Here is a 10,975-nt window from a genome sequence, read left to right as displayed (position 1 = left end):
CGTCACTGCCCGCCGGCGACTTGCGGCAAGGCTTATTGCTTGGCGGTGGCGGGCTGGCCCAGGCTGGCCAACTTGCCGTCCAGCTCGGTCAGCTGCTTCTGCTTTTCGGCTTGGCCCAGCGTGGTGTCGGCCTCGATCTTGGCCTTTTCGCGGGCCAGTTCGATCTGGCGGATCGGCACCAGCTGCTGGTTGTCGGACGGGCGGAAGCCCTGGTAGGTCAGCGCCTTCAGGTTCGCCAATTCACGTTCGGCGTCCTTGCCCTTGCCGTAGTTGACGAAGAAGTCGCGAACGCGGGCCTTGAGATCCGCGGGCAGGTCCGAGCGCATGACGAGCGGGTCAGCCGGGATCAACGGCGACTTCCACAGCACGCGCACGCTGTCGTTGGCGTCCTTGCCGGTGCTCAGGCGATAGCGCTCCAGCGCTTCGGTGTTGTTGACCGCCACGTCCACCTGCTTGTTGATGACCGACAGCAGATTGGTTTCATGGTTGCTGGCGCGTACCGTCTTGAAGAAAGTCTTGGGCTCGATCTTGTTGGCCGCCCACAAGTAGTAACCGGGCACGGCGGTGCCGGACGTGGAGTTGGGGTCGCCCGCGCCGTAGCTCAGCTTGGCGCCGTTCTTCAACACGTCGTCCAGCGTCTTCAGGTTGCTGTCCTTGTTGACGATCAGCAGCGACCAGTAGCCGGGGTTGCCGTCCTTGTCGATGACCGAGGCGAACACTTCGCCCTTGGCGCGGTCCACGGCTTCGATGGCCGACTTGTTGCCGAACCAGCCCAACTGCACCTTGTTAAAGCGCATGCCCTCGATGATGCCGGCGTAGTCCGACGCGAAGAAGGGTTTGACCGGCACGCCGACGGCGCGGCTGAGATCGTCGATGACGGGTTGCCACACGGACTTCAGGTTGGTCGACGACTCGGTCGAGATGATGCCGAAATTCAACGTCTTGGCGTCTTGCGCGTAGGCCTGCGTGGACAGCGCGGCGGCGGCGATCAGGGTGACGAAGGTTCTGCGTAGCATGGGTGACTCCGGGGTATGTAAGGGCAGAGAGGGCAAAAGCGCGGCGACGCGGCTTCAGGCCGCTTGCGCCAGTTGGGACAACGGCGCCAGACCGGGCATGGCCGGCGCGCGAGACGAATATTCGGGAAGCAGCTCGCTCAGCTCGGAGCCGTACAGGTCACGCAGCATTTCCGGCGTCAGGTCGGCCGCGCGGCCGTCGTAGACCACCTTGCCGTGACGCAGCGCGACCACGCGGGGGCAATAGCGCAACGCCACGTCGACCTGGTGCAGCGACACCACCACGGCCACTTTGCGGCTGCGGTTGATCTGGGCCAGCGTGTCCATCACGCGGCGCGACGACTCGGGATCCAGCGACGCAATGGGTTCGTCGGCCAGGATCACGCGCGCGTTTTGCACCAGCGTGCGCGCGATCGCGGCGCGTTGCTGCTGGCCGCCGGACAGGGTGGAAGCGCGCTGAAATGCATAGTCGTCTATACCAACCTGGGCAAGCGCTTCCAACCCCTGGCGCACTTCATCCCGCAGGAAGCAGCGGGTCAGGCTGCGCCACAGCGGCACCCGCGGCAGCATGCCGGTCAGGACATTGGTGATGACCGGCAGGCGGCCGACCAGATTGAATTGCTGGAACACAAAGCCGATGCTGGCGCGCGCCGCACGCACATTGCGGCTCAGGCGGCCATTCTGCTGAATCTGCTGGCCATTGACCTTGACGCTGCCTTGCCCCGCATCACCGGCGACAAAGCCCGCAAGATGGCGCAGCAGCGTGGACTTGCCGGATCCCGACGCGCCCAGCAACGCCACCATTTCGCCGTCCGCCACCTGGAGGCTGACGTCGTCCAACGCCTTGGCGCCGGCATGGAAGGTCTTGCTCAAGTTCTGCACTTCGATGGCGTACGTCATCGCCTGATCCCCTTTCGTGTGGTCATTGCGGCATTCTGTTTTCGCTGCATGACAGCGCGATGACGTGGGGATCGATTCATTTCGCGGAAAATAAGGGGTCAGCAACCGGCTGAAAGACCTCCGTCATAAACGGCCCGGCGCGCAGGTTGCGTGGCCTTGCGGCGCGGGTATATTTGAGTGATTCCCTCACTTGCCTGGCGCTCATCATGATCAAAGGTTCCTGCCTGTGCGGCCGCGTTGCATACGAAATCAACGGCCCCCTCACCAACGCCCTGAACTGCCATTGCGTCATGTGCCGCAAGTCGCACGGCGCGGCCTTTCGCAGCCGCGCATCGGTCCAGGCCACGGACTTCCAGTGGACGAAGGGCGAGAATCACGTGACCTGGTATGCCTCGTCGCCGGGCAACTACCGGGGCTTTTGCGAGGCCTGCGGCACGCCGCTGCTTAGCCGCTTCGATCAGACGCCCGATACCTACGGCTTGCCGTTGGGGGCCCTGGACGACGATCCCGGCGTGCGGCCTGCGGCGCATTGCCACGTAGCGGCCAAGGCGCCGTGGTTCGACATCACGGATGGCCTGCCGCAATACCCGGGCGAATTCCACGGCGTGGACGAATCGCGGGCCCAGGCCGTTACATAAAAATTCAACCTGTTGGTTGAATGTTGGAGCGCATCGATCTATATTCAACCTTATGGTTGAACTTATTCCCGCCCCCGCCCTGGATGCCGTCTTTCGCGCGCTGGCCGACCCCACGCGCCGCGACATGCTGCGCAGCCTGACGCAAGGGGATAGAACCATCGGAGAGCTGGCCGCGCCCCTGCGCATGAGTTTCGCCGGCGCGTCCAAACATGTGCAGGCCCTGGAACGCGCCGGTCTGATCCGGCGCACCGTCCACGGCCGCACCCATGTGTGCAGCCTGAATCCGGAACCCATGGCTGAAGCCATGGAATGGCTGCGTTTCTATGAACAGTTCTGGGCGGGCAAGCTGGATGCGCTGACTTCGGCGCTGACCGCTCATTCCCCCCCGCCCCCGCCCCCGTCCCTAGGAGAGCAACATGAGTGATCACGGCGTCGTCCTGGATCCCACGACCCTGCGCTTTACCCGCCAGCTTCCCGCCAGCGTGGAAACCGTATGGGCGTTCCTGACCGAATCCGAAAAACGTGGCCGCTGGCTGGCCACCGGCGACATGGAATTGCGCGAAGGCGGCGGCGTGACCCTGCGTTTCGTGCACGCCGATCTGTCCTCCGTGGCCGAACCCACGCCGGCGCCCTATCAGGCGTACGAAAACGGGGTTACCACCCACGGCGTCATCACCCGCTGCGAGCCGCCCCGGCTGCTGGCCTTTACCTGGGGCGGCTCCAAGGGCGAACCTTCCGAAGTGATGTTCGAACTGTCGCCCGAAGGCGAAGGCACGCTGCTGGTGCTGACGCACCGCAAGCTGAACTCGCGCGGCGACATGGTCGATGTGGCGGGCGGCTGGCACACCCACCTGGGCGTGCTGTCGGCCAGGCTGGAAGGGCGGGAGCCCGGCCCGTTCTGGTCCGCGCACCACCGCTGGGAAGCCGACTACAAGACGCGCATTCCCGGGGCCTAGAGTCGTTCAGTTGCAACTATCACGGCGCAGCGGCAGATAAATACTGGCTAATCGCTGCGCTTTGCAGTAACATAAGTCCGTGATTTTTCCGCAAAAAACCGGGCTTCGGTCACTCTGCGTGCCAACCTGTATCCCTTCGGGCGACCCCCAAGATACCCAGGCTGCCCCCGGTTTGGTTGAGATTTATCTCGAACGGATAGTTGCGAAAGACACGAAACGCACGCACGACACGAAACGCACGCACGCCAAGACCGCGAACGACGCCGCAACATTGTTTTGCCGACCGGCGTTGCAACAACCGCCCCACCCCGCTTCTTCCGGCGCTGTGCGCTTGCACGGTGTCGCGACCAAGCCGCGCACTGCGCGCATATTGCCCACGCTGCGCGAGTATTCGTCATTTCAGACATCCACCAGGGATGCCATGACTCTTACCCGCGCTTGCCCGAACGTTTCACGTTCAAACCGCTGGACCTGGTTATTTGAGTCCAACGCGCTTGCCGCCTCGCGCGGCGCGTCATGCCGCCGGCCTGGCTGCGCGTATTGATCAAGGAGTAGAGAATGGCTAAAGAAGAACTCATCGAATTGGATGGCATCGTTGACGAAGTGCTGCCCGATAGCCGCTACCGCGTCAAACTGGACAACGGCATCGAAGTTGGCGCCTATGCCTCCGGCCGCATCCGCAAGCACCGTATCCGCATCCTGGCAGGCGATCGCGTCACCCTGGAAATGTCGCCCTACGACCTGACCAAGGGCCGCATCAACTTCCGTCACAAGGACGAGCGCGCTCCCGCTCCGCATCGTCCCCAGCAGTACCGCCGTTAAGCCAGGGCTCCAGGGCCGGCCCCAGGCCGGCTCCCTGCTTGCCCCTGTTCGCGCGGGCTTAAGCCCGAACCGCGACATGCCGTAATGCGTGGGACGTCCATTCGTGAAAGAATGGCGCGCTTGCCAGGCGCAATGTCTGGCGGGATACGCATGAAGCAAGATGGAACTTAAAGAAGAGTTGCAAGCCGCCGCCGACCAGCTTTCCCTGGCGCGAAGAAAATTCGTGAAAGGGGAGGAAGGCCTGCGCCTGCTTAACCAGTCGCGCGAGGCATTCATCAACAGCCTGCGCAACACCGGCCTGACCTACGCCGAAGCCAAGATCAAGTACGACAACTGCCTGGACGAGCAGGAAGCCCAGCAACGCCATGTGCGCCAGCAGATGGAATATGCCGAGCGCATGCACCAGTTCGTCCTGAACAAGATCGCGCAGCAGACCGCCACGGCCTGAAAAATCAGGGCTTGAACGCCCCGATGAAGATCGCGGGGTCAACCCGCGCATCATTCAGGCTGACGTTCCAGTGCAGATGCGGCCCCGTCGCCCGGCCCGTCGCCCCAACTTTCCCCACCAAGCCCCCGCGCGGCACCTCGTCGCCGACCTTCACATCGATGGCCGACATGTGGCAGAACATGCTGACAAAGCCCTGCCCGTGATCGACGAAGACCGTCTTGCCGTTGAAGAAATAATCCCCCACCAGCACGACCACGCCTGCGGCGGGCGACTTGATCGGCGTTCCGGCGGGCACGGCGAAGTCCAGCCCCGAATGCGGGTTGCGTTCCTTGCCATTGAAAAAGCGCCGCAGGCCGAACGGGCTGGACAGGCGACCGCCGTTCACCGGGCGGTCTAGCAGCAGGTTGCTGGGCGTGACCCCGGCGCGATACGTCCGGTTGGCCGCGCTTTGCTCGGCCATCTCGCGCTCGATGCGTTTCATGTCGTCCGGATTGGGATCCACCTGCCGCGGATTCTTCAGGGTGATGTGCTGCGCGACGTATTCCTTGGCGCCCACATTGAATGGCACTTTGCGCTGGCCGCGCGCATCGCTGACCACCACCTGCTGCTCGCCGGGCTTCACGCTGAGCGGAATGCCGACCACGGCGATCCACTGCTTGCCCTCTTCGCGCACGACCAGTACACGCCGGTCCAGGAAGCTCACCTCGGGGGCACGGTCGGCATCGCCCAGCGCCAACACGGCCACGCCGCCGGGCACCGGCGCGTTGAGTTTGCGCGAAATGAACCCCTGCTGCGCTTGCGCGCGCGCCGGCAGCCCGAAACCGATGGCGGCGGCGGCCAGCCCCGCGCGCAGTACCTCGCGGCGATTGAACATGGCGCTTACAGGCACAGGTTCGCGGGTTCGATGATGCTCTGGTCGCGGCGGGCGATGCGCGTCGACAGGCGGGTTTCGGTCTTGCCCTTCCAGGTCGTGGTGGTCAGCACGGCTTCAACGCCCAGGCTGTCTTCCTGCACCAGCTCAAAGCCGTTGCGCACGGTGTTTTGCTTGAAGTTGACGCCCTGGTTCTTCCAGGCGTCCGCCACGCACCGGGTGTAGTCCTCTGCCGTGCGCTGGGTGGCGCCATAGAAGACCGGATCGCGCTGACGCACGTCTTTGACATTGGCGCAGGCCGTCAACGCGGCCAGGACGGTAAGGGACAGGGCAAAACGAACCTTCATGACGGTAAGACTCTCAAGCAGGAGGGGTGGAAAGGGGCGGCAGAAACTATAACGCAGCGATCAGCCGCGCCATGGCGCGGCCGAGGCTCAGGACGGCACCGCACGGCGCGCCGACTTGGGGCGGAACGCGTCGATGACGTCCACCCGCGTTTGCGCGTACGGGCCGCCGATCAGGTCGATGCAATAAGGAATGGCGGCGAAGATGCCCGGCACCAGCACGGCGCCGTCTTCGCCCCTCAAACCTTCCAGCGTCTCGCGTATGGACTTCGGCTGGCCGGGAAGGTTCACGATCAAGGCCGCGTGGGACGGGGTTTCGCGGATGACGGCGACCTGGCGCGACAGGATCGCGGTGGGAACGAAGCGCAGGCTGATCTGGCGCATCTGTTCACCGAAGCCAGGCATTTCCTTGGTGGCGACGGCCAGCGTGGCCTCGGGGGTGACATCGCGCCGGGCGGGGCCGGTGCCGCCAGTGGTCAGCACCAGATCGCATCCGCAGATGTCCACCAGCTCGATCAGCGTTTCGGAAATGCGGGCGGTTTCGTCCGGAATCAGCCGGTCCACCGCCTGCCAGGGCGAAGCCAGCGCGGATCCCAGCCATTCCCGCAGCGCGGGCAGGCCCTGGTCCTGGTACGTGCCGGAAGAGGCGCGGTCGGAAACGGACACCAGGCCGATGATCAGATCGTCGGGATGGCGGCGGGCGATTCGGGTCGTGGCGGTCATGGGCGGCAGCGTCGTGGAAAATGGAAAAAAGCGGAATCGGCGCCGAAAGGCGGCGCCCGGCGCGGTCAATCATGGAAATCCAGAAGAACCGCGCGATGTCGATGCTATCGCATTCTTTCCCAGGAGGAAGCGCGCCAGCCGCCGCGCCAGCGCCGCCGTGCGCTGTGGCAAAAAAGCGAATCGGCCCTGGCCCCGGTTTCCCGCGCTTGTTCCCGTCATACGCGCTGGATAACATCCGCTAACAAAATCAATTTCGGTATTCCGCCGCGACGCCCGTCCGCCCCATCCATGTTCACACGCACTCTACGGCAGCACGCGCTGGCCGCGGCGCTGGCCTTGTCCGCCGCCGCCGCTTGCGGCGCGTGGGCCTGGCACTCGCTGGCGCTGAAGACCGGGCCCGCGCCCATGGCGCCCCCCGGCCTCTACATCCCGAACCTGGGCAACACCCTGCAGGAACAGACGCGCAACCTGTCGACGATGAGCCAGGCGCTGCGCACGGGCGACCGCCTGGTGATCCTGGGATCTTCCGAGCTCACCAGCAACGACCTGCGTTTCGTGCCCTACCGCTATCTGGCCGACGAGTTGCAGATGCCGGTGCTGGCCTACGGCCATTCGGGATTCCAGTCGTTGGGAATGCAATTGGTGCTGGCGGCGCTGGCCGACGACCTGTCGCCCGCCTCGCGGGTGGTGGTAATGCTGTCGCCGGGATGGTTCGACGGTGACGGCGGATTGGGCGTGGATGAATTCAAGGAACACGCCAACCCGCTGCTGCCCCGCCTGCTGAAGCAACCCGAGGGCCGGGCAGAGCTGGTGCACTGGCTGCGCGACAAGGGCGATGCCGGCGTGGCCTGGTCCATGGCGGCCGAACAGGCCTACGTGTTCCGCCAGCGCCTGGTCGACCTGTGGGCCCCCGCCTATGCCGCGCCGGCTCCCGAACGGGAACGCGAAGGTCCGGCCGCCGCCGCGCGCGTGGTGGACTGGGACGCGCTGGCCAGTCAGGCCCAGGACGCCGAGCAGAGCCAGATGGGCGGCAACCGCTATGCGGTGCGGGACGAATTCTTCAATAAGTACCTGCGCACGATTCCCGAAGGCGGCAAAACCGCCTACCAGCCACAGCCGCTGACCGGCCGCGATGAACTGCGGGAACTGACCGCCCTGATGGCCTTGCTGCACCAACGCGGGGTGAACGCGCTGTTCGTGATGCAACCCCTGCATCCGATGGTATTCAAGGACCTGGCCCGCTTCGAGCCCATCCAGCAGGACGTCGCCCGCCTGTGCCAGCGCTACGCCATGACCTGCATGGACATGTACGGCGCGCCCTTCGAAGTCGGCATGCTGCGCGATGTGCAGCACCTGGGGGAACTCGGGTGGCTGCGCGTCAACCAGAAAATTGCCGAAGTCTTCAGACCCTGAGAGGCATCCCGAAATGAAAAGAACCCTTTGGCTCTGCCTGCTGTACCTGGGCGTCGTGGCGGTGATGCTGATCCAGGCCGATACGGCGGCCAATCTGGGCAAACCGATGGAAATCGAGTTCCAGTACTCGAAATTCTGAGGCCCCCGGCGTTACGGAAAAGGCGGCAGTGGTTTTTCGACGCAACCAGGGTCAGGTCACAAATCTGCAATAATCGGCTCCTCTCGCCGGAACCTCGCCCCCGCCTCCATGTTCGACCTATTCCACGGCCTAGATCTCTGGGTTGGCCTCAGTCTTGTGCTGGCCCTGACATTCGTCCTGGCCTTCGAATTCATCAACGGCTTTCACGACACGGCCAACGCCGTGGCGACAGTCATCTACACCAAAGCCATGCCGCCGCATCTGGCGGTGGTGCTGTCGGGCATCTTCAACTTCCTCGGGGTGCTGCTGGGCGGCGTGGGCGTGGCCTACGCGATCGTCCACCTGCTGCCGGTGGAACTGCTGATCAACGTGGACACCGGCCGCGGGCTGGCCATGGTGTTCGCCATGCTGGCGGCCGCCATTGCATGGAACCTGGGCACCTGGTACTTCGGCATCCCCGCTTCCAGCTCGCACACCCTGATCGGCTCGATCCTGGGCGTCGGCCTGGCCAATGCGCTGATCACCGACCTGCCCCTGGCCGATGGCGTCAACTGGGGCAAGGCCATCGATATCGGCCTGTCGCTCGTGGCCTCGCCCGTGGCGGGATTCCTGGTGGCGGGCGGCTTGCTGCTGCTGCTCAAACGCTGGCTGCCGCTGTCCAAGATGCACAAGACGCCGGACCAGCGCCGCGCGATCGACAACAAGAAGCATCCGCCGTTCTGGAACCGCCTGGTGCTGGTGCTGTCGGCCATGGGCGTGAGCTTCGTGCACGGCTCCAATGACGGGCAAAAAGGCATCGGCCTGATCATGCTGGTGCTGATCGGCATCGTGCCCGCCAATTTCGTGCTGGACACGACCAGCACCACCTACCAGATCGAACGCACCCGCGACGCTGCGAACCACCTGAGCGTGTTCTACCAGCGCAACGAAGCCATGCTGAGCGATTTCCTGGCCCTCAAGCACACGGACGCGACCACCGAACTGCCGCGCAATTTCCGCTGCGACCCGGAACTGACCATGCCGACCATCGCGGCGCTGCAAGCCGACCTGGCCGGCGTCAACAACTACGCCGACCTGCCCGCCGACAAGCGCATCAACGTGCGCCGCTACCTGTTGTGCCTGGACGATACGGCCAAGAAGGTCTCGCGTATCGAAGGGCTGCCCGCGCGCGAACGCGCCGACTTGCAACGCCTGCGCGCAGACCTGACCGCCACCACCGAATATGCGCCGTTCTGGGTCATTGTGGCCGTGGCGCTGGCGCTGGGCGCGGGCACCATGGTGGGCTGGCGCCGCGTGGTGCTGACCGTGGGCGAAAAGATCGGCAAACAGGGCATGACGTATGCCCAGGGCATGTCGGCGCAGGTGACGGCGGTGGCCGCCATTGGCCTGGCCAACGTGTTCAGCCTGCCGGTATCCACCACCCACGTGTTGTCCTCCGGCGTGGCCGGCACGATGATCGCCAACAAGACCGGCTTGCAGGGCAACACGGTGCGCAACATTTTGCTGGCCTGGGTGCTGACCCTGCCCGCCTCGATGGCGCTGGCGGCCGGCCTGTTCTGGATCGGCGTGCAGATCACCGGCTGATCCGGATCCGCCTTGCGGGCCGTGCAGGCAATCTGCCCGGCCCGCGCAACACTCTGGCTACCGCGCCAGGCTGTTTCCCGCCGCGGCCCGCGTCTACGATGACGCCATGGCTATTCAAACCCCTACCCTGCATTACATTTTCGACCCGCTTTGCGGCTGGTGCTATGGCGCCGCGCCGCTGGTGGACGCGGCCCGCGCCGTCGCCGGCCTGACGGTGGTCGCCCATGGCGGCGGCATGATGACCGGCAGCAACCGCCAGCCCGTCACCGACGCGCTGCGCCGCTACGTCATGCCGCACGACGAACGGATCGCAGGCATGACCGGCCAGGTCTTCGGCAAGGACTATTTCGACGGCCTGCTCCGCGACGCAGGCGCGGTGTTCGATTCCGAACCGCCCACCACCGCCATCGTGGCGGCCGACGCTTTGGCCGGCCGGGGGCTGGACCTGCTTAAACGCCTGCAGCACGCGCACTATGTGCAGGGCCTTCGTATCGCCGACCCGGACGTGCTGAAGACGCTGGCCCGAGAGATCGGCCTGGACGGCGACGGCTTCGACGCCGCCTACGCCGCCGCCACGGGCGCCGATACGGCCGCGCACATCGCCGCCAGCCGCCAGTTGCTGGCCCAGGTCGGGGGCACGGGCTTTCCGACGCTGGCGCTGGAGCACAACGGCGTGCATACGCTGCTGGAGCCCAGCCGCTATCTGGGCCGCCCGGCCCAATGGCAGGCGAGCCTGAGCGAACGCATCCAGGGCTAGGCGCCGTGGAGGCATCAGGGGCATCAGCCCTCTTCGATGTCTCCGTCCCGTTGCAATGCCCGGTGCATCGCCGGGCGGTTGCCCAGCCGCTCGACATAGGCGCTGAACACCGGCGACTCCGGCACCACCTTCACCTGCATCATGTACTGCAGCGTTCCGCCCAGCACGATGTCCACCGCCGAAAAACGGCTGCCCAGGAAAAAGGGCCGTGCCTGCAGTACCCGGGTCAGCACCTGCTCGACCTCATCGGCCGATCCCCAGCCGGGGGCGCCGTCCTGGTGCGGGCGCTTGAACGCACGTTCGACCATGGCGGGTTCGAACACGCCCGTGGAATAGGACAGCCACGTCAGATAGGGCCCGCGGTCGG

The 10,975-nt window shown here is 65.1% G+C and carries 15 protein-coding genes; 9 read left to right on the top strand and 6 right to left on the bottom strand.

Translation table 11 applies throughout. The features are described 5' to 3' along the window. Window positions 1–32: 32 nt before the first annotated feature. The gene (phnD, locus tag ACE039_RS23285) at window positions 33–1,016 is read right to left on the bottom strand and encodes a phosphonate ABC transporter substrate-binding protein (RefSeq protein ID WP_485823449.1); all 984 of its coding nucleotides are present in this window, start codon (window positions 1,014–1,016) and stop codon (window positions 33–35) included. 54 nt (window positions 1,017–1,070) lie between these two features. Next, the gene (gene phnC / locus ACE039_RS23280; protein ID WP_448713273.1) at window positions 1,071–1,913 is read right to left on the bottom strand and encodes a phosphonate ABC transporter ATP-binding protein; all 843 of its coding nucleotides are present in this window, start codon (window positions 1,911–1,913) and stop codon (window positions 1,071–1,073) included. A gap of 206 nt (window positions 1,914–2,119) precedes the next feature. Here phnC and ACE039_RS23275 point away from each other — a divergent pair, with 206 nt between their 5' ends. From ACE039_RS23275 to ACE039_RS23255, 5 genes are all read left to right on the top strand, one after another. Continuing rightward, window positions 2,120–2,551: a GFA family protein gene (locus tag ACE039_RS23275; protein WP_310030921.1), complete on the top strand. Its 432-nt coding sequence runs from the start codon at window positions 2,120–2,122 to the stop codon at window positions 2,549–2,551. A gap of 52 nt (window positions 2,552–2,603) precedes the next feature. Further along, entirely contained in the window at window positions 2,604–2,975 is a 372-nt protein-coding gene (locus ACE039_RS23270; protein ID WP_485823448.1) for an ArsR/SmtB family transcription factor, read from the top strand. Continuing rightward, entirely contained in the window at window positions 2,968–3,507 is a 540-nt protein-coding gene (locus tag ACE039_RS23265; protein WP_105559124.1) for an SRPBCC family protein, read from the top strand. The genes ACE039_RS23270 and ACE039_RS23265 overlap by 8 nt, the downstream gene beginning before the upstream one ends. 558 nt (window positions 3,508–4,065) lie before the next feature. After that, on the top strand, window positions 4,066–4,329 hold the full coding sequence (gene infA, locus ACE039_RS23260) for a translation initiation factor IF-1 (protein WP_006221179.1): 264 nt from the start codon (window positions 4,066–4,068) through the stop codon (window positions 4,327–4,329). Window positions 4,330–4,489: 160 nt separating this feature from the next. Then, a complete protein-coding gene (locus ACE039_RS23255) occupies window positions 4,490–4,777 on the top strand; it encodes a hypothetical protein (RefSeq protein ID WP_105559125.1) in 288 nt (95 codons plus the stop codon). A 4-nt stretch (window positions 4,778–4,781) separates the two neighbouring features. On the opposite strand, the gene ACE039_RS23250 is transcribed toward ACE039_RS23255, so the two are convergent. From ACE039_RS23250 to mog, 3 genes are all read right to left on the bottom strand, one after another. Further along, window positions 4,782–5,651, bottom strand: coding sequence for a peptidoglycan DD-metalloendopeptidase family protein (locus ACE039_RS23250; protein WP_485823447.1), 870 nt, complete (start codon window positions 5,649–5,651; stop codon window positions 4,782–4,784). Between the two features lie 5 nt (window positions 5,652–5,656). Beyond that, complete coding sequence (locus tag ACE039_RS23245) at window positions 5,657–5,995, bottom strand: hypothetical protein (protein WP_105559127.1); 339 nt, start codon at window positions 5,993–5,995, stop codon at window positions 5,657–5,659. Window positions 5,996–6,082: 87 nt separating this feature from the next. Further along, entirely contained in the window at window positions 6,083–6,715 is a 633-nt protein-coding gene (gene mog / locus ACE039_RS23240) for a molybdopterin adenylyltransferase (protein WP_313458359.1), read from the bottom strand. A gap of 288 nt (window positions 6,716–7,003) precedes the next feature. On the opposite strand from mog, the gene ACE039_RS23235 reads away from it, so the two are divergent. The 4 genes from ACE039_RS23235 to ACE039_RS23220 all read left to right on the top strand — a co-directional run bounded on the left by ACE039_RS23235 (window position 7,004) and on the right by ACE039_RS23220 (window position 10,608). Then, window positions 7,004–8,128 carry a D-alanyl-lipoteichoic acid biosynthesis protein DltD gene (locus tag ACE039_RS23235; protein ID WP_485823446.1) on the top strand — a complete coding sequence of 375 codons (1,125 nt, stop codon included), beginning with the start codon at window positions 7,004–7,006 and terminating at the stop codon, window positions 8,126–8,128. 13 nt (window positions 8,129–8,141) lie between these two features. Beyond that, window positions 8,142–8,267 (top strand): hypothetical protein, encoded by a 126-nt coding sequence (locus ACE039_RS23230; protein WP_255410200.1) that lies wholly within the window; start codon window positions 8,142–8,144, stop codon window positions 8,265–8,267. A gap of 108 nt (window positions 8,268–8,375) precedes the next feature. Then, window positions 8,376–9,851 (top strand): inorganic phosphate transporter, encoded by a 1,476-nt coding sequence (locus tag ACE039_RS23225; protein ID WP_313458365.1) that lies wholly within the window; start codon window positions 8,376–8,378, stop codon window positions 9,849–9,851. A 106-nt stretch (window positions 9,852–9,957) separates the two neighbouring features. After that, on the top strand, window positions 9,958–10,608 hold the full coding sequence (locus ACE039_RS23220; protein ID WP_485823445.1) for a DsbA family protein: 651 nt from the start codon (window positions 9,958–9,960) through the stop codon (window positions 10,606–10,608). 23 nt (window positions 10,609–10,631) lie between these two features. Here the strand turns inward: ACE039_RS23220 and ACE039_RS23215 are convergent. Continuing rightward, a partial coding sequence (locus tag ACE039_RS23215; RefSeq protein ID WP_485823444.1) for a glutathione S-transferase C-terminal domain-containing protein occupies window positions 10,632–10,975 on the bottom strand: 344 nt, incomplete at its 5' end.

This window comes from Achromobacter maghribensis (genome assembly GCF_057334215.1).
This window is presented reverse-complemented; position numbering and strand designations above follow the sequence as displayed.